19 protein-coding genes are annotated in these 16,948 nt (G+C 63.5%); 13 read left to right on the plus strand and 6 right to left on the minus strand.

Features of this window, described 5'->3' with window-relative positions; translation table 11 throughout:
* Positions 1-2 precede the first annotated feature (2 nt).
* Positions 3-671, plus strand: coding sequence for a 3-oxoacid CoA-transferase subunit B (locus N7568_RS10235; protein WP_261609720.1), 669 nt, complete (start codon positions 3-5; stop codon positions 669-671).
* Between the two features lie 103 nt (positions 672-774).
* Positions 775-1,578, plus strand: coding sequence for an IclR family transcriptional regulator domain-containing protein (locus N7568_RS10240; protein WP_261609721.1), 804 nt, complete (start codon positions 775-777; stop codon positions 1,576-1,578).
* Here N7568_RS10240 and N7568_RS10245 read toward each other — a convergent pair whose 3' ends face one another.
* A complete protein-coding gene (locus tag N7568_RS10245; protein WP_261609722.1) occupies positions 1,579-1,923 on the minus strand; it encodes an iron chaperone in 345 nt (114 codons plus the stop codon).
* A 45-nt stretch (positions 1,924-1,968) separates the two neighbouring features.
* On the opposite strand from N7568_RS10245, the gene N7568_RS10250 reads away from it, so the two are divergent.
* A complete protein-coding gene (locus tag N7568_RS10250; protein WP_261609723.1) occupies positions 1,969-3,360 on the plus strand; it encodes a DUF2252 domain-containing protein in 1,392 nt (463 codons plus the stop codon).
* 22 nt (positions 3,361-3,382) lie between these two features.
* Here N7568_RS10250 and N7568_RS10255 read toward each other — a convergent pair whose 3' ends face one another.
* Entirely contained in the window at positions 3,383-3,781 is a 399-nt protein-coding gene (locus N7568_RS10255; RefSeq protein WP_159708016.1) for a RidA family protein, read from the minus strand.
* Positions 3,782-3,917: 136 nt separating this feature from the next.
* Here N7568_RS10255 and N7568_RS10260 point away from each other — a divergent pair, with 136 nt between their 5' ends.
* From N7568_RS10260 to N7568_RS10290, 7 genes are read left to right on the plus strand one after another with little or no spacing between them, the layout of a single operon-like run.
* A complete protein-coding gene (locus tag N7568_RS10260; RefSeq protein WP_261609724.1) occupies positions 3,918-4,781 on the plus strand; it encodes a fumarylacetoacetate hydrolase family protein in 864 nt (287 codons plus the stop codon).
* Positions 4,782-4,807: 26 nt separating this feature from the next.
* The gene (locus tag N7568_RS10265) at positions 4,808-5,290 is read left to right on the plus strand and encodes a cupin domain-containing protein (protein ID WP_261609725.1); all 483 of its coding nucleotides are present in this window, start codon (positions 4,808-4,810) and stop codon (positions 5,288-5,290) included.
* Positions 5,291-5,293: 3 nt separating this feature from the next.
* Complete coding sequence (locus tag N7568_RS10270; RefSeq protein WP_261609726.1) at positions 5,294-6,166, plus strand: acyl-CoA thioesterase; 873 nt, start codon at positions 5,294-5,296, stop codon at positions 6,164-6,166.
* 58 nt (positions 6,167-6,224) lie between these two features.
* Entirely contained in the window at positions 6,225-7,919 is a 1,695-nt protein-coding gene (locus N7568_RS10275; RefSeq protein ID WP_261609727.1) for an AMP-binding protein, read from the plus strand.
* A 14-nt stretch (positions 7,920-7,933) separates the two neighbouring features.
* Positions 7,934-10,324, plus strand: coding sequence for a bifunctional salicylyl-CoA 5-hydroxylase/oxidoreductase (locus N7568_RS10280; RefSeq protein WP_261609728.1), 2,391 nt, complete (start codon positions 7,934-7,936; stop codon positions 10,322-10,324).
* A 2-nt stretch (positions 10,325-10,326) separates the two neighbouring features.
* Complete coding sequence (locus N7568_RS10285) at positions 10,327-11,679, plus strand: MFS transporter (protein ID WP_261609729.1); 1,353 nt, start codon at positions 10,327-10,329, stop codon at positions 11,677-11,679.
* An 8-nt stretch (positions 11,680-11,687) separates the two neighbouring features.
* Positions 11,688-12,086, plus strand: a complete 399-nt coding sequence (locus tag N7568_RS10290) for an acyl-CoA thioesterase (protein WP_261609730.1) — start codon at positions 11,688-11,690, stop codon at positions 12,084-12,086.
* Between the two features lie 80 nt (positions 12,087-12,166).
* Here the strand turns inward: N7568_RS10290 and N7568_RS10295 are convergent, their stop codons facing one another.
* Positions 12,167-12,700: a hypothetical protein gene (locus N7568_RS10295; RefSeq protein ID WP_261609731.1), complete on the minus strand. Its 534-nt coding sequence runs from the start codon at positions 12,698-12,700 to the stop codon at positions 12,167-12,169.
* A 103-nt stretch (positions 12,701-12,803) separates the two neighbouring features.
* Between N7568_RS10295 and N7568_RS10300 the strand changes: the two genes are divergently transcribed.
* Positions 12,804-13,766 carry a PaaX family transcriptional regulator gene (locus tag N7568_RS10300; RefSeq protein ID WP_261609732.1) on the plus strand — a complete coding sequence of 321 codons (963 nt, stop codon included), beginning with the start codon at positions 12,804-12,806 and terminating at the stop codon, positions 13,764-13,766.
* Here the strand turns inward: N7568_RS10300 and N7568_RS10305 are convergent, their stop codons facing one another.
* Entirely contained in the window at positions 13,767-14,549 is a 783-nt protein-coding gene (locus N7568_RS10305) for a VOC family protein (protein ID WP_261609733.1), read from the minus strand.
* Positions 14,550-14,749: 200 nt separating this feature from the next.
* On the minus strand, positions 14,750-15,391 hold the full coding sequence (locus N7568_RS10310; RefSeq protein WP_261609734.1) for an NADPH-dependent F420 reductase: 642 nt from the start codon (positions 15,389-15,391) through the stop codon (positions 14,750-14,752).
* Positions 15,392-15,597: 206 nt separating this feature from the next.
* On the opposite strand from N7568_RS10310, the gene N7568_RS10315 reads away from it, so the two are divergent.
* Both N7568_RS10315 and N7568_RS10320 read left to right on the plus strand, forming a co-directional pair.
* Entirely contained in the window at positions 15,598-15,795 is a 198-nt protein-coding gene (locus N7568_RS10315; protein WP_261609735.1) for a hypothetical protein, read from the plus strand.
* The gene (locus N7568_RS10320; protein WP_261609736.1) at positions 15,785-16,489 is read left to right on the plus strand and encodes an HAD family hydrolase; all 705 of its coding nucleotides are present in this window, start codon (positions 15,785-15,787) and stop codon (positions 16,487-16,489) included. The genes N7568_RS10315 and N7568_RS10320 overlap by 11 nt, the downstream gene beginning before the upstream one ends.
* Here the strand turns inward: N7568_RS10320 and N7568_RS10325 are convergent.
* A complete protein-coding gene (locus tag N7568_RS10325) occupies positions 16,486-16,884 on the minus strand; it encodes a hypothetical protein (RefSeq protein ID WP_261609737.1) in 399 nt (132 codons plus the stop codon). The two genes, N7568_RS10320 and N7568_RS10325, sit on opposite strands and share 4 nt — an antisense overlap.
* Between the last annotated feature and the right edge of the window lie 64 nt (positions 16,885-16,948).

The following is a 16,948-nucleotide window of genomic DNA, read 5'->3' on the forward strand; positions in this document are numbered from 1 at the left end:
TTATGAGCACCCAAACAAGCATCCAGACCTCCGAGAAGCCGTTGGGCCGCGACGAGCTCGCCCAGTTGGTGGCCCGCGACATCGTGCCCGGCTCATTCGTGAACCTGGGCATTGGCCAGCCGACGCTCGTGTCCAACTACCTCACCGAAGAACAGAACATCACGCTCCACACGGAGAACGGGATGCTCGGCATGGGCCCGGCCGCTGAAGGCGAGGAGATTGACGGCGATCTCATCAACGCCGGCAAGATCCCCGTCACCGAACTGCCCGGAGCCTCGTACTTCCACCACGCCGACTCGTTCGCGATCATGCGCGGCGGGCATCTGGACATCTGCGTGCTCGGCGCGTTCCAGGTATCCGCCACCGGCGACCTCGCCAACTGGCACACTGGCGCCCCGGACGCCATCCCCGCCGTTGGCGGCGCAATGGATCTCGCAACGGGTGCCAAGGACGTCTTCGTGATGATGACCTTGCTGACCCGTGAGGGCGTGTCCAAACTCGTGGAGCAGTGCACGTACCCGCTCACCGGCGTCGGCTGCGTCACCCGCGTGTACACGGACAAAGCCGTCTTCCTCACCGGACCCGACGGCGTCACCGTCCGCGAGACGTTCGGTTGCACCTTCGAGGAAATCCAGGAGCTCGTACCCCTGCCGTTGAAAAAGGCGGAGTAGGCCCCGCAAGTTTGGGCTCCTCGTTGAGAGGCCCGCTCTGCGCGCTATTTCTTGAACCAAAAGCGCAGATCAGGCCCCGCAACGCACCCTAGGATTGGTAACCATGACCGACTCCGCAGTTACCCCGCAGGCCAGCGACCAGTATGTCCAGTCGTTGGCCCGCGGGCTTTCGGTGATACGGGCGTTCGACGCGAACAACCCGGTGATGACGCTTAGCGAAGTCGCAGCCCGCACGGACCTGACCCGCGCCACGGCACGCCGTTTCCTGCACACCTTGGTTGAGCTGGGCTACGTCCGCACCGACGGCAAGACCTTCGCGCTCACGGCCAAGGTGCTGCAGCTTGGCTACTCCTACTTGTCGGCGCTGTCCCTGCCGCAGCTGGCCCAGCCACACCTGGAGCAGCTGAGCCTGAAACTGGGGGAGTCGACGTCGGCCGCGGTCCTCGACGGCCCGGACATCTTCTATGTGGCCCGCGTCGCCACGCGCCGGATCATGAACGTCGGCATCACAGTCGGCACACGCTTCCCGGCCTACGCCACGTCCATGGGTCGGGTCCTGCTCGCCGGATTGCCGCAGGCCAAACTTGAGGCTTATCTGGCCGGGGCTGAGTTGAAAGCCCTCACGCCGCGAACCGTTGCCAGCGCGCCCGACCTGAGGGCCGCCGTCCAGCGCGTCCGTGCGCAAGGCTGGTGCCTGCTCGACCAGGAGCTCGAAATCGGACTGATGTCCATCGCGGCGCCGGTATGGAACCACAACAATGGCGACAACGTCGCAGCGATCAACGTGTCCCTGCAGGCCCAAGCGGTCGCAGCGCAGCCGGACCCGGACGCGTACCTCGAGTCAGTGCGACAGGAAGTGGTGGCCACAGCCAACGCCATTTCGCAGGACGTCTCAGCGAAGCACTGATTACTTCCGGATCGCTGCCAACCGCGTCTCGAGGATCCGGCGCACCAGTGAGTCCGGCACGGGGTTGTCCGCCGAAAACCGCAACGTCCCCGGCGACCAGGAGTAACCGCCCAGCTCCTCCGACATTTCCGGCAGGATCTGTCCACTGAACGGATACAGTGCCAGGTGCTTCTTGGTTTCGAGCACACTCAGAAAGCCCTTGCCATCAACCGTCAGCGCGGGCATTCCGTAGCTGACGCCTTCTTCGGCGTCGGGGGCCAACTCGCGGGCGATCCCCACAATCCGCTCCAGAATCGAGCGATTGCCCTCGCTGACGTTCTCCAGATATTCGGTGACGGTGCCCATAGGGACATGGTTCACCCAAGTCGGGCCGAATGCCACACTTGGGACATGAGCCCACTCGTCAATGGTGGTTGGAGCCCCGCGGACCAAGACCATGCCCGTGGGAAAGCCGCCCGGGAATCGCTGCCGCGCAGCGCCCAAGGGATCTTCGCGACGCCGGAGCGAAACCCCGTGGCCATTCTTGAGGAGCAACACACCTCGAGGTTGGCGCACTTGGTTCCTGTTCGTGTTGGGCGGATGCTGCAGACGCCGTTCGCCTTCTTCCGGGGAGCCGCTGCCGTCATGGCGGGCGACCTTGCCCATGAGCAGACTTCCGGACATCAGGTGGTGGCTTGCGGCGACGCGCATCTGGCCAACTTTGGTTTGTACGCGTCCCCCGAGCGGCGCTTGGTCTTCGACCTCAACGACTTTGACGAGGTCTTCCCGGCGCCGTGGGAATGGGACGTCAAGAGGCTCACGGCAAGTATCTGGCTGAGCGGACGCAACAGCGGGCACTCCGAAGAGCAGTGCCGCACCGCCGCAGAAGCTGCTGCACGTTCGTACCGCCTGGCCATGCGGAGGTTGTTCGAGGGAACAGCCGCGGAACGGTACTACTTCCAAGTCGACACGGACATCCTGACGGCGACCATGGCATCGGCAGGCATCCTGGACAAGGACATGAAGAAAGCCAAGCGACGCACCTCGGAGCAGGTCCTGGCGAAGATGACGGCTGAAACTGTCCACGGGGAGCCGAGGATCGTGGACCAGTGGCCGCTGGTCTACCACCCGGAAACAGCGACGTTGGATCGCGTGAGCGCGCTCTTCGAGCTGTACCGAAGCTCGTTGCGGGCCGATACTGCCGTGTTGGTAAGCCAGTACCGGCTAGTCGACGTAGCGCTGAGGGTAGTCGGTGTCGGCAGCGTGGGCACGCGGTGCTGGGTGATCCTGATGCTGGGACCGTCCGGGGAGCCGCTCTTCCTGCAAGCCAAGGAGGTGCAACGTTCGGTGTTGGAGAGCCATGGTGGTGCCCGGCCGTCCTCCGATGTCGTGCGGTTGCTGACGAACTTTGGCCAGGGCTACCGCGCCGTGGCCGGGCAACGGATCATGCAGGCGCAGTCAGACCCTTTCCTTGGATGGGTAGGCAACACAGTGGAGACCGATGGCCAGTTGCGCGACTACTTCGTCCGGCAATTCCGCGACATGAAGGGCTCCTTCGCGGTGGATCAGCTGGGCCCGGGGCCCCTGACGGACTACGCCCGGCTGTGCGGCGGAGTGCTCGCCCGCGCGCATTCCCAAACCCCCGGCAGTGCGTTTATCGCAGGCTACTTGGGCCGTTCGGACGTGTTCGACAAGGCAATGGCGGGATGGGCGAAGTGCTACGCCGACCAGACCGAGAAGGATCATGCGGAGTTGGAACGCGCAGTCCGGACAGGCCGCCTCGACGCTGAGAGCGGCATCTGACCCGGCTGCGCGGTCCAGATGTTTAGCGCTCCGGGATCACCGCGATGCCCTGGATTTCGATCAGGGCCTCTTTCTGCCACAGGCGCGTGACGCCGATACCGGCCATCGCGGGGTATTGAGAGCCTGCCATGTCACGCCAGATGCGCCCGATCTCGCGGCCATTGGCCATGTAGTCGTCCACGTCCGTGAGGTAGATGGTCACGTTGACCAGGTCCTCGGGCTGTCCGCCGGCCTCGCGCAAGGTGGTGATGACGTTGGAGAACGCCTGCGTGAACTGCTCCACGATGCCGCCGGGAACGATGTTCATGTTCTTGTCCAAGGCCGTCTGCCCGCCCAGGAAAACAGTGTTTCCGGCAAGAATGCCGTGCGCGAAACCCGATGGCTTGGGCAGCGATTCCGGGTTGATCGTCTGGTGGCTCATGCTGTTCCTCCTCGTTGTGGCAACTGCAAAAACTTTTGGAAAGCCTCTGTGCAGATCATTTCTGCCGTGCTACGTTGAGCATATGTGACGATCGTAAAAAAGTCGACACATCACAAAGACTCGAAGGGAACCCGCAATGAAACTCGCCACCTTGCGCACGGCCAACGGAGGTACGACGGCGGCACTCGCCACGGGCACCGACTCCTACCTCGCGCTGCCCGCCACTGACGTCGGGGCCCTCCTGGCCCAGCCGGAGTGGCGGTTGGTCGTCGAGAAGGCAGCAGAGACTGCAGCGTCCAACGGGCAGGCCGTCATCGCTGCAGCCGACGCCGACCTGGCGCCGCTCCTGCCCCGTGCAGGCAAGGTCATCTGCTGCGGCCTGAACTACGGTGACCACATCCAGGAAATGGGCCGCGAACTTCCTGAGTACCCCACGCTCTTCGCCAAATACGCAGACACCCTGGTCGGAGCAAACGACGCCGTAGAAGTCCACGGCAGCGTCCGCGTCGACTGGGAAGCCGAGCTCGCCGTCGTCGTGGGTTCTGAACTGTTCCGTGCGGACGAAGACCAGGCGAGCGAGGCAATCGCCGGGTACACCGTGGCCAACGATGTCTCCATGCGCGACTGGCAGAGCCGAACCCTTCAGTGGTTCCAGGGGAAGGCCTGGGATGGCAGCACTCCCGTGGGCCCTGTCATGTTGACGGCCGATGAGGCAGGCCAGAGCTTCGAGGTCCGCGGCTACGTCAACGGCGAGCTGGTGCAGCAGGGGAACACCAGCACCCTGGTGTTTGGCCCCGCGCAGCTCCTGTCCTATATCTCGCAGTTCACCGTCCTGCGCCCCGGCGACCTCGTCCTGACGGGAACACCCGGGGGTGTGGGCATGGGGATGACCCCGCCCCGCTACCTCAACGACGGCGATGTCCTCACCACCGAAATCGACGGGATCGGCCGGCTGCAGAACCAGTTCCGGATCCACGTACCAGTCCCGGCAAACGCCTAAACCACACCACATCAAAGGAGAGCCCCATGAGCCAGACCGCCACCGAATACCGCCTCGAAGGCGACAACTCCATCTACGCCCAGGCAGATGGCAAGGTCGTTCCGGTCGTCACCCGCGCTGGCGCGGAGGACACCAACACCGCCCAGTCCGGGGACTGCATCCGCGTCTCCGGCGTGAGCATCCAGCACACCCCCGCAACCAAGATCTGGTTCGGCCAGGTCTCCAACACTCCCGGATACCGCTCACTCCCGCACCACCACGGCGAGGCTGAAACCGGCGGCTACGTGCTCCGGGGCCACGGCCGGATCTACTTCGGCGAGAACTACTCGGAGTTCATCGACATGAAGGCCGGCGACTGGGTTTTCGTCCCGCCCTTCATGCCCCACGTCGAAGCCAACATGTCCATCACTGAGGAACTCGTCTGGCTGACGGCCCGTACGCCGGAAAACCTGGTGGTCAACCTCGAAGACGTCGCCGACGAAACCCTCGCCGACTACCGCCGGGTCTAAGCCATGATCACTGGAACCCTGACGTCGGAGACCTTTCTCAAGGCCATCGAGCTCACGCCGGCAACGGCAGAAGTATTCGATGAAGCGTATGAAGCAACCACCCAGTACGTGCCGTGGCCAAAAGCCTACGGCGGAGACATGGTGGCCCAGGCCGCAGCTGCAATGATGCGTTCCGTTGACGCGGACCGGCAGCTGCACTCCATGCACAGCTACTTCATGCGTCCCGTGGATATCGGTTCCAGTGTTCGCTACGAAGTAGAACGCCTGAGGGATGGCCGCGGGTACTCCACCCGCACCGTCCGCGGCTTCCAGAACGGGAAACCCGTCTATGCCGCGATGGGTTCCTTCCAGGTTCCCGAGGACGGTCCGGACTTCCAACCTGAAGCCCCTGCCGCCGTCGAGCCTGAATCGCTGCGGACCGCAGCGGAAGCGCTGGACGGGACAGACGGGCCGGCCGCAGACTATTGGTCCACGGGTCGCAGTTTCGATATGCGGCATATTCCTGGTCCGGTATACATCGAGTTGGAAGGCGGTGCCGTGCCGCAGCAAGCCATCTGGGTCAAGGCCTTCGATGCTTTGCCCGACGACGCCGACCTCCACCGCGCCGCCCTCGCCTACGTCTGCGATTACACCATCCTGGAGCCGCTGCTCCGGGTCAATGGTCTCAACTGGTCCAGCCCGGGCCTCGCCACCGCCAGCCTCGACCACTCCATGTGGTTCCACCGGGACGGCCGCGCTGACGACTGGGTGCTCTACGCCCAGGACGCCATCTCTGGTCAAAGCAACAGGGGCCTCGCCATGGGCCGCTTCTTCGACAAGCAAGGAAGGCTCCTCGCCACGGTGGCCCAAGAGGGCATGATCCGGGCCGGCGCCTAAAGAGCTTTCTACCTCCCCAACCATCAGCTTCAACGACGCACCACTGAAAGGAACGGCCATGAGCATGATGCCATCGGCCCACGTGGACACCTTCACCCGCGACCACCTGCCGCCCGCCGATACCTGGCCTGCGCTTGAATTCACCCTTCCCGAGCTTCACTACCCGGAACGGCTCAATGCTGCCGCGGTACTGATCGACGACGCTGTCGAGCAGTACGGCGCGGACCGCCCGGCCCTGTGGACACCCGATGGCTCGGTCTGGACCTATGGTCAGCTCCAGACGCGTTCCAACCAGGTGGCCCAGGTCCTCACCGAAGACCTCGGTGTGGTTCCCGGCAACCGGGTGTTGCTGCGTGGCCCCAACAACCCGTGGATCGTCGCGGGCTGGCTAGGGGTGCTGAAGGCCGGCGCCGTGGTGGTCACCACCATGCCCATGCTGCGCTCCACAGAGGTCTCCACGCTGATCGAACTCACCAAGCCGGTGGTGGCTATTTCTGATCACCGGTTCGTGGATGAGCTGTTGGTTGCGGCCGGGGAAGACGTCACCGTCCTGACGTACGGAGCCGATAAAGGATTCGACGACGACGGCGACCTCGCCTCGCGCTGCGGGCACAAGAGCGGCAAGTTCACGGCTGTGGACACCGCCGCCGACGACGTTGCCTTGCTGGGTCCGACGTCGGGCACCACCGGTGTGCCGAAGGTGACTATGCACTTCCACCGGGACATCCTGGCCAACGCCGACACCTTTGCCCGCTACATCCTGCAGCCCACAGCAGACGATGTTTTTGCAGGATCACCGCCGTTGGCCTTCACTTTCGGCCTGGGTGGCCTGGTGGTCTTCCCGCTGAGGTTTGGCGCGTCGTCGCTCCTGACCGAAAAGGCGGGTCCGGTGGAGCTGGCCGAGCATGCCTCAAAAGCCGGAGCCACCATCCTCTTCACTGCCCCCACGGCCTACCGGGCCATCCTCAAAGAGAAGCGCGGCGAGCTGCTGCGCGGCCTGCGCATCGCTGTGTCGGCGGGCGAGCACCTGTCCAAGGAAACCTGGGAAGCCGTGCATGAGGCCACGGGCCTGCGGTTGGTCAACGGGATCGGCGCCACGGAGATGCTGCACGTCTTCATCTCCGCCGCCGGAGACGACATCCGCCCGGGAACCACCGGCCGGGCCGTTCCGGGGTTCAGGGCCACCATTCTGGACGACGACGGCAACGAACTTGGCCCGGGCACCATCGGTCGACTGGCCGTCATTGGCCCCACAGGGTGCCGCTACCTGGACGATGCCCGGCAGGCGAACTACGTGGTCCGCGGCTGGAACGTCACCGGGGACACGTTCGCCATGGACGCGGACGGGTACTTCACGTACCAGGCCCGCTCGGACAACATGATCGTCTCCTCCGGCTACAACATCGGTGCGCCCGAGGTTGAGACGGCAATCGACCAACACCCGGATGTGGTGGAGAACGCGGTCATCGGAATTCCGGATGAGGAGCGCGGCAGCATCGTCTGCGCGTTCGTCGTCCTGCGTGAGGGCGTCACCGGCGACGCCGCCAAGCGCAAGGAAATCCAGGACTTCGTGAAGCAGACCATCGCCCCGTACAAGTACCCGCGTGACGTCCGCTTCGTCACCGAACTACCCCGCAACCCCAGCGGCAAACTCCAGCACTTCAAGCTCCGCGACAAAGTCCTCTCAGAGGACGCAACCGGGAACGCGAGCAACACCGAACAACTGACCCCCGCCGGCCAGAGCCAGGCCTGAGAAGGAGCAACACCATGAAAATCGCAATCGTTGGAGGCGGCCCCGGCGGCCTGTACTTCGCAGCACTCATGAAGCAGCTGGACCCGTCGCACGACATCACGCTCTGGGAACGCAACGCTGCCAGCGACACCTTTGGCTTCGGCGTGGTATTTTCCGATGAGACGCTGGGCGGCATCGGCAACGCCGATCCCGTGGTGGCCGAGTACATGAGCCGCCGTTTTGCCCGCTGGTCCGATATCGACATCCACTTCCGCGACCAGATGATCACTGTCGGCGGCCAGGGCTTCGCTGCCATGAGCCGCAAGGAATTGCTAGAGCTGCTGCAGCGCCGCTGCATCGAGCTGAACGTCGACGTGCGCTTCAGCACCTTGGCCCCGGCCGTCGAGGAGCTCGAAGCCAATTACGATCTTGTGCTCGCCGCCGATGGCGTCAATTCGCAGATCCGCGCCAAGTACGCGGACTCCTTCAAACCGAACCTGGACCCGCGGACCAACAAGTTCATGTGGCTTGGCACGGACCAGGTATTTGAGGCCTTCAAGTTCTTCGTGAAGGAGACCGAGTGGGGCGTCATGCAGATCCACGGCTACCCGTACTCCGACGAGGGCTCCACGTTCATCGTGGAAATGCACCAGGACGTGTGGCATGCGGCAGGTTTCGACGAGACCGCCAACGAGGTCTTCCCTCCGGGCGTCTCCGACGAGAAAGCCATCGCCAAGATCCGCGAGATTTTCGCAGAGGAGCTGAACGGCTACGAGGTCCTGACGAACAACTCCAAGTGGATCAACTTCACTACTGTCCGGAACGAGAGCTGGCGCCACAACAACGTGGTGCTGCTGGGCGACGCTGCCCACACCGCTCACTTCTCCATCGGCTCAGGCACCAAGCTGGCCATGGAAGACTCCCTGGCGCTGGCTGCCTGCCTGCACGAGCACCCTGATGTTGAGTCTGCATTGGCCGCCTACGAGGCAGAGCGCCGGCCCGTGGTGGCGTCCACCCAGCGTGCCGCCCAGGCATCCCTTGAGTGGTTCGAGCGCATCGGCCAGTACAAGGACCAGGACCCCACCCAGTTCGCGTTCAACCTGCTCACCCGCAGCCGGCGCATCACCCAAGAGAACCTTCGCTTGCGTGATCCCGAGTTCGCTGACGCCGTGGACCGCGACTTCGCAGAGTCACAGGGCCTCGCCGAGGTTGCCCCGGCCATGTTCCAGCCGTTCCGTGTGGGCGAACTGGAGCTCAAGAACCGTATTGTCGTCTCCCCGATGGACATGTACTCAGCCACGGACGGCATTCCTGGCGACTTCCACAAGGTTCACCTCGGCTCCAAAGCCCTCGGCGGTGCCGGGCTGGTCATGACCGAAATGGTCTGCGTCTCCGCAGCCGGCCGCATCACCCCGGGCTGCAGCGGTCTGTACACGGACGAGCAGCGCGACAGCTGGAAGGAAATCGTGGACTTCGTTCACAGCCGTTCCACCGCCAAGATCGGTGCGCAGTTGGGCCATTCAGGCCGCAAGGGTTCCACCAGGCTCATGTGGGAGGGCATCGACCAGCCGCTCGAGTCCGGCAACTGGACCGCTGTCGGGCCCTCAGCCTTGCCGTACAGCCCGGAGAACCAGACACCTGTGGAGCTGGATCGCGCCGGCATGGATGCCATCAAGGCGGAGTTCGTTGCCTCGACTGTCCGCGCAGAGCAGGCAGGCTTCGACCTCCTGGAAGTCCACGCCGCCCACGGCTACCTGCTGTCATCGTTCCTTTCGCCGGTCTCGAACAAGCGGACGGACGAATACGGCGGCAGCCTGGAGAACCGGCTGCGGTTCCCGCTGGAAGTGTTCGACGCCGTTCGTGCGGTTTGGCCTGCCAGCAAGCCCGTGACGGTCCGCATCTCCGCGACCGACTGGATCGAGGGTGGAAACACCTCCGATGATTCGGTGGCCATTGCCAAGGCGTTTGTTGAGCACGGTGCAGCCGGGCTGGACATCTCCACCGGCCAGGTTGCCAAGGAAGAGAAGCCCGCTTTCGGCCGCAGCTACCAGACCCCGTTTGCCGACCGCATCCGTCAGGAAGTTGCCGCTCCGGCAGGCGTGGCCGTGATCGCCGTCGGCGCCATCTCCAGCTACGACGACGTGAACTCCATCCTCCTTGCGGGCCGTGCGGACCTCATCGCCCTGGGCCGTACGCACCTTTACGATCCCCAGTGGACCCTGCACGCTGCCGCCGAACAGGAATACCAAGGCCCGGGTGCCCAGTGGATTCCGCAGTTCCGTGCCGGTCGCCGCAAGCCGCCGAGCTCCCGAACGGATGCCGTTCGCCCCCGCCTTTCCTTGCTGAAGGAAGCGGACATCGAAGAAGCCAACACCCACCTGCGCTGGACTCCTGAGTCGGCCGCCGCATCGGTTTTGGTGAAGTAACCATGGCCACCGCACCAGTCAACGACTGGAACGTGCCCAAGAAGACCACCGGCCTGGTGCTGTTCTGCTGCTGGCTCGCAATTCTCGCCGAAGGGTACGACGTCGGCGTCCTCGGTGCCATCCTGCCGGCCCTTGCCGAGTACAAGGAATGGAACCTCAGCCCTCTCGCTCTGGGCGGCCTTGGATCATATGCCCTGATCGGCATGCTTATTGGTGCCCTGTTTATCGGGACACTCAGTGACCTGGTGGGTCGCAAGAAGATGCTTCTGGCCTCCATGGTGATCTTCACGCTCACCCAGGCCGGGGCGGCGTGGGCTCCGACGCCTGAACTGTTCGGCATCTTCCGCCTGATTGGTGGCTTGGGAATGGGCGGCGTCATCCCGGTGGCAGCGGCCCTCACCATCGAGTATTCGGCTCCGAACAAGCGGTCCTACAACTACGGCCTCATGTACTCCGGCTATTCGCTGGGGATCGTTGCGGCGGCACTTGCGGCACTGTTCGTCCTGCCGGTGGGTGGTTGGCGCGCAGTGATCGCGATCGGCGCTGCTCCAGTAGTGCTGATTCCGATCATCTGGAAGTTCCTTCCTGAGTCCCTCGAATATCTGGAGTCCAAGGGACGGCGATCCGAAGCCAAGGCGCTGGCCGCCAAGCTGCGGATCGCAAATTACCGGCCCGTGGTCCCAGTGGCTCCCTCCGGAGCCCAAGTCGCTGATCCGTGGTGGAAGACCATCACCACCATGTTCTCGCGGAAGTACCTGCGGTCCACCGTGTTCTTCTGGATCTCGCTGTTCTGCGGCCTGGTGCTGGTCTACGGCCTGAACACGTGGCTGCCGAGCATCATGAAGAAGGCCGGCTACGACCTCGGTTCTTCACTGACGTTCCTCCTGGTCTTCAGCCTGGCGTCGGCCATCGGCGGCCTGCTCCTGGGGCGCGCTGCCGACAAATACGGTAAGAAGCTCATCCTGGTGGTGTTCTACATCCTGGGCGGACTGGGCATCATGCTCCTCGTCTTCCCGAACACCATGGTGGTCAACCTGCTGTTCGTCGCCTTCGCCGGCGTCGGTTCCATCTCCACGTCGCTGGTCCTCACGGGTTACATCGCCGACTACTACCCGGCCAAGGTTCGCGGAACGGCTACGGGCTGGGCACTGAGCTTCGCCCGTCTGGGCGCCATCTCCGGGCCATTGATCGGCGGCTGGATTGCAGGCTCGAAGCTGCCTTTTGAGGCCAACTTCGCGATCTTCGCCGGCATCGCAGTATTGGCCGCCGGCGCTGTGGCGATGATCCCGAAGCCGCAGCCCGAGGTGCCCGTGACCGCCGTCGACCCTGACGACGCCACCGTCAGCGCCCGCTAAGGGGAGCCGTGGAAAGCTTTCCGGAGGCGTGCGTCGAGCGGACGGTGGAGTGGGTGGATACCGATGCTTCGGGCCACCAGCACAATTCGGCCATACTGCGTTGGGTAGAAGCCGCCGAAGCCGAGCTCTTCCGGAAGCTGGTGCTGCCGGATTACTTCCCGAACGCTCCCCGCGTCCAGCAAGTCATCAATTACAAAGCCAAGCTGTGGTTCGGCCAGCGCATCACCGCAACGGTGAAGATCCACGCGCTCGGCCGGACCTCGCTGACCATGGCTTTCGAAGTAACGTCCGACGCCGGCGACGTCGCCGCTTACGGGACGGTCACCACGGTTCACGTCCCCAACGGCACCGACGCCGCACAGCCCTGGCCGGAGCATTTCGTCAGGGCTGTGCGGGGCGCCGAATAGTCTTCGCCGAGATGCCATTTAATAACAATGTCGAGCGCCGGCACTGTCACTAATTGTCATCCCGGCGTGGGGTGAGGTGGCTAGCGCAGGCCCTTCAGGATGTTCTTGGGGCGCTGCATCTCGCCATGCTTGGCACCAAGAACGATCACCCAGGCGGCGAAGGCGGGAATGGCCCACTGGAGTGCCTTCAGCTGGGTTTGGGCGGCCTTCAACTCATCCGATGCGCCGGGGCGCGGTTCCGTTGCCCCTTCTGCGCCTTCGTGGGACAGCTCATCCACTTTCTTGCCCACAACCCCGGCGTACAAAGTAACCGCAGCTCCAGCCAGGGTCACCACTGTCTTGTAGATGGTGTTTGCGGCCACGCTGTCCTGCTTGGCAATGCGCCCTTTGTTCTCCCACGCAATGGCCAGGTCTGCGGCCAGATGCCCGGCAAAGGCGGCTGTCTGAATCGGAGCCCATTTGCCCCATCCTTTGCTTGAAAGACGGGTTCGTTCCGTGGGGTCTTTGGCTTCCGCTGTTGCACCGTTGAGTCCGACGGCCCCCATCAGCGAGCCGCCAAACCATGCTGCGGCTGTGAGGTCGTGAATGGAACGGGCTACGAGATTTCCTGCCATGATGTGCTTCCTATCGTTGATACGGAGAGGACCTTTCGAGGCGGTATCAGCCACGAAACAGCGTTCACCCATAGTAAGCATGCTTATTATGTGGTGGCCAGCCATGAGGAACCGGATATCCCACACCTATGATGAACTGGACTGGCGCCTGAACTGCGGCGCGGAAATGAGGACCCTTTCGATGTTCGCCGTCCCGGCGCCCCCGGTGCGCCACCAGCAGCTCCTCGTCACGATCTTCGGCCTCTATGGCCGGAACGCCGGCGATGCTTTGCCGGTCTCTGCACTGATCTCCATGCTGGGTTCACTCGGTTATGACGCGCCGGGAGTGAGGTCCTCAGTGTCCAGGCTTAAAGCCAAGGGTGTGTTGAAGAGTGTCCGCGAGGACGGGATTGCCAAGTACAAGATTTCAGAGTCGGTCAGCGATGTATTCCGCGAAGGCGACCGGCGGATCTTCGCTCCCGAACAGCCCGCCCCCGTGGATACCTGGGTGCTGGCCGTTTTCTCGGTGCCGGAATCCATGCGGAACCGCCGGCACCAACTGCGCTCTGCCCTGCTGGGCCTGGGGTTTGGATCCGTGGCCAACGGGGTATGGATTGCACCTGCCCACAAGCTGGAACAGGCCAGGGAGCGGCTCACGGCAAGCGGATTGATCGAGTTTGTTGACCTGTTCCGCAGCGACTACGTCTTTGATGGACCCATGCGGCCCAAGATCTCTGAATGGTGGGACCTCAAGGAACTCGATGAGCAGTTCACCGAGTTCCTTGAGCTCTACGACGGAGCAGAACAGCAGTGGGCCGGGCGGGTAGGCGAGGATCCTGACCGTGCCTTGGCTGAGTCCACCGTAGAGCTGCGGCGCGACGCTTTCCGCTATTACATTCCGATGCTCACCATGTGGCGCAAGTTCCCGTACCGGGACCCAAACCTGCCCACCGACTACCTCCCGCCCGAATGGCACGGGCCGGCGGTTCGCAGGACCTTCCAAGCGGTACATCGCTTGGCGGCGCCCCTTGCGGCAGCGCACGCGCACGAGGTCATCGCTGAGGCCCTGGACCCGGCTGCAGCCTGACTACTCGCTGGTGCTGGGAACGTCGATGATGCCGAACACCTCACCCTGCGGCGCCCGGACCACGGCCATTCGGCCAAAAGGGCTTTCCGTGACAGGTCCCAGGAGCGTGGCGCCAAGCTCGACGGCCCGGGTGGCAGTGCCCTCGACATAGTTGCTGGCGAACCACGTCATCCAGTGGTTGGGTGTGTCCTCGGGAAGCTCGGTGTCGTGGTGGACTCCGCCCACTTCGCGACCATCCAGGGGCCTCCTGATGGTGGAGTAGACCATGCCTTCCTCGGTGACATCCTGGTAGCTGACATCGAAGACTTCGGAGTAGAAAGAGCGGGCGGCGGCGTAGTCGCGGGTGTGGAGCTCATTCCAACACAAGGCCCCGTGCTCATTGACGCGTTCCGCCCCAATGTGGGTGCCGGCCTGCCAGATCCCGAAGACGGCGCCGACGGCATCGAGGGCCAGGGCCATGCGGCCGGAGTCCATGACGTCAAAGGGAGGTGCCATCAGCTGTCCCCCGGACGAAACCACCTTCTTGGACGTGACATCAACGTCGTCCGACGCCAGGAACGTGGTCCAAACGGTGGGTATTCCTGGATCCTGTTTGGGGCCCACTCCTGCCACGGCCCGCCCCCCGAGGTGCGCCAGGAGGTAGTCACCGGAGTCCTCGCCCCCGGAAACGAATTCCCATCCGAACAGATCTGCGTAGAAGGCCTTGCCTGCTTCAAGGTTGTCGACGCCAAGATCGACCCACATGGGCGTTGCTGCGGGCCAGCTTGAGATTTTGGTGGACATGGGACTCCTCGGGTCAGGGGCTTTAAGGGGCGGCTGCCTCCCCGTTTGCCCTATGCGCCGAGCGCCCGAGGAGGCAGCCACTCATAAAGTGCATGTCGGACCCGGTTCGTGACACGGTTTCGCCTTCGAAAATCGGAAGCACCCCACAACAAAGGCGGCGGGCAAGCGAAAGCCGCCTGCCCGCCGTCGTGCGCTATGCCTTAGACCGTGCGGGTCGCCTTGGCGAGATTGTCGCGGAGTTCGTCCGCGTTTTGCCGGATGACGTATGCGGGCCGGTCGCGCTCAACGCGCCAGCTGTCCTCCAGCGGGCCAACGTTGACGGTGTCGAAGCCGAATTCGTCGTAGAGCCTGGTGACCAGTTCGGCGGCCTCAGGGAAGTCGCTCGCCGTTGCCAGCGCGCGACGGTTGGAAGTGCCGGCGGGGGTTCCGTCGGTGGTGATTTCCTTGGCGAAGATGTGGTTGAAGCCCTTGGCCACCTTGGAGGTGGGAAGGTGCTTTTGAAGCAGGCCGGAGGTGGTGGCTTCGCCGTTGTCCAGTTCCGGGATGCGGCCATCGCGCTCCCAGTAATAGTTGTTGGTGTCGATGACGATCTTGCCTTCGAGCGGCTCCGCGGGGATGTCCTGGTAGTTCTTGAGGGGCACGGTTACGACGGCGAAATCGCCCGCCGCTGCTGCCTCGGCCGGCGTTGCGGCCCGGGCACGCGGCCCGAGTTCCGCCACCAGCTCACCGAGGGTTTCGGGACCCCGTGAATTGCTGATCACGACGTCGTAGCCCAGTTCCACTGCCTTGCGTGCGACCTGGCTGCCAATGTGTCCTGCACCGATGATTCCGATTGTTGTCATGCTGGTCCCAACAAGATGTTGCAGGCGCCTATTTCCCGCGTTACGCAATATTTCGACCAGGCCTATACTAAGTAGTCTTACTATGTTGCTTGTTGGTTGTTGCTGACGACGAGGAGGGTTGAATGGCCGGGCATTTGGAGCTGGTTGAAACCCCTGACGGGGGATGTCGAATTTTGCTGGTAGACGGCGATGATTCCCTTATGGGAATGTCGAAGCGTTTCTCTTCGGTCGATGAGGCCGTTGAGGGTGTCGCCGCGATCCGGGAGGTGGCGGGGACGGGCCTGCTCCGCACCAGTACGGCTGAGCGCTACGCCGTACTGATGCTGGAGGAACCTGTTATGGATTCTGTGCTCGCAGCGCAGAGTCCGCAGACTCAATCAAAGGTGGTTAATTGTGGCAGCTGACTCGAACCCGGTAAAGAAGCGCGGCGTCCTTTTCGATGTGGACGGAACGCTGATCGACTCCAGCTACTTCCACGCCATGGCCTGGTGGCAGGCGTTCAGGCGCGAAGGGTTGGACGTCGAGATGTCCTCGATCCATCGACTCGTGGGTATGGGAGGCGATCGGTTGGTCCAGAACCAGGTGCCCGACTGCCCCCGGGACATGCTGGAGGACCTGAAATCGGCCCACGGCGCTGTCTTCTCAACATTCTGGCCAACCCTGCGGCCTTTTGACTCCGTCCGTGATCTGCTGGCCGCGTGCTCCGGCAGTGGCCTGGCGGTAGGCCTTGCGTCGTCGGCGCAAAAGCGTGATCTGGAGGTCAGCAGGCACATCCTCGACGCCGGATCCTCTATCGATGCGTGGACGAGCTCCGAAGATGCCGAGGAAAGCAAGCCTGCCCCGGACATCCTGGTCGCTTGCCTGGAGAAGCTCGAAGTCAGCCCCGGGGATGCTGTGTTTGTTGGCGATGCCGTTTGGGATGTAAAGGCCGGTGCGGCTATCGGCGTGCCCGTGGTTGCCCTGACTTGTGGCGGTATCAGCGAGGCTGAGTTGCGCGATGCAGGTGCCGCCGAGGTCTACGACAACCCGCGGCACCTGCTGGAGCACCTGGAAAGCAGCCTTATTGGACGGCTGGCAGCAGGGTCCCTCAGCGCCTAACGTTGCCCGTCGCTGATTCCCTTGTCCCGGCCGCGCCGGTTTCGCATCGTCCAAATGATCAAAGCAATGATGATGGCGGCGGCAACGGCGGCCAGGATCCATGGAATGACATCTGTGCGTGTCTGCTCTTGGGGGTCCGATTCCCCGGTCCCTGGGTTGGCCGGGCCGCTACCCGCGGGATTGGGAGTGCTGGATGCCCCCGATGAAGGCGCTGGATTAGTGGGCGTCTGGGTTGACGGGCCGCTCGGGTTGGTGGGTTCGGGTGACGGTGATGGAGTGGTGGCGGCTACGCCGCCCTGCGTGACAGCTGCTGCGTTGGCTGCCACCGAAGTGGAGAGCGCGCACCCGGCGAAAAGGGCCAAGGCCAGGGTTGTCATGGCTAATTTACGAAGCATCGTTGTCTCCTGGGGTAGGGGCATGTTCGCGAATCCTCATAGTCGTAAGCATACTGACTAAACC

It is taken from the genome of Paenarthrobacter aurescens (assembly GCF_025421775.1).
In the GTDB taxonomy this organism is placed as follows: Bacteria; Actinomycetota; Actinomycetes; order Actinomycetales; family Micrococcaceae; genus Arthrobacter; species Arthrobacter aurescens_B.

Excerpts from the sequence above, each read along its gene's own strand:
- N7568_RS10235 (WP_261609720.1), top strand. The coding sequence starts at position 3 with ATGAGCACCCAAACAAGCATCCAGACCTCCGAGAAGCCGTTGGGCCGC.
- N7568_RS10240 (WP_261609721.1), top strand. The coding sequence starts at position 775 with ATGACCGACTCCGCAGTTACCCCGCAGGCCAGCGACCAGTATGTCCAG.
- N7568_RS10245 (WP_261609722.1), bottom strand. The coding sequence starts at position 1,923 with ATGGGCACCGTCACCGAATATCTGGAGAACGTCAGCGAGGGCAATCGC.
- N7568_RS10250 (WP_261609723.1), top strand. The coding sequence starts at position 1,969 with ATGAGCCCACTCGTCAATGGTGGTTGGAGCCCCGCGGACCAAGACCAT.
- N7568_RS10255 (WP_159708016.1), bottom strand. The coding sequence starts at position 3,781 with ATGAGCCACCAGACGATCAACCCGGAATCGCTGCCCAAGCCATCGGGT.
- N7568_RS10260 (WP_261609724.1), top strand. The coding sequence starts at position 3,918 with ATGAAACTCGCCACCTTGCGCACGGCCAACGGAGGTACGACGGCGGCA.
- N7568_RS10265 (WP_261609725.1), top strand. The coding sequence starts at position 4,808 with ATGAGCCAGACCGCCACCGAATACCGCCTCGAAGGCGACAACTCCATC.
- N7568_RS10270 (WP_261609726.1), top strand. The coding sequence starts at position 5,294 with ATGATCACTGGAACCCTGACGTCGGAGACCTTTCTCAAGGCCATCGAG.
- N7568_RS10275 (WP_261609727.1), top strand. The coding sequence starts at position 6,225 with ATGAGCATGATGCCATCGGCCCACGTGGACACCTTCACCCGCGACCAC.
- N7568_RS10280 (WP_261609728.1), top strand. The coding sequence starts at position 7,934 with ATGAAAATCGCAATCGTTGGAGGCGGCCCCGGCGGCCTGTACTTCGCA.
- N7568_RS10285 (WP_261609729.1), top strand. The coding sequence starts at position 10,327 with ATGGCCACCGCACCAGTCAACGACTGGAACGTGCCCAAGAAGACCACC.
- N7568_RS10295 (WP_261609731.1), bottom strand. The coding sequence starts at position 12,700 with ATGGCAGGAAATCTCGTAGCCCGTTCCATTCACGACCTCACAGCCGCA.
- N7568_RS10300 (WP_261609732.1), top strand. The coding sequence starts at position 12,804 with ATGAGGAACCGGATATCCCACACCTATGATGAACTGGACTGGCGCCTG.
- N7568_RS10305 (WP_261609733.1), bottom strand. The coding sequence starts at position 14,549 with ATGTCCACCAAAATCTCAAGCTGGCCCGCAGCAACGCCCATGTGGGTC.
- N7568_RS10310 (WP_261609734.1), bottom strand. The coding sequence starts at position 15,391 with ATGACAACAATCGGAATCATCGGTGCAGGACACATTGGCAGCCAGGTC.
- N7568_RS10315 (WP_261609735.1), top strand. The coding sequence starts at position 15,598 with ATGTCGAAGCGTTTCTCTTCGGTCGATGAGGCCGTTGAGGGTGTCGCC.
- N7568_RS10325 (WP_261609737.1), bottom strand. The coding sequence starts at position 16,884 with ATGCTTCGTAAATTAGCCATGACAACCCTGGCCTTGGCCCTTTTCGCC.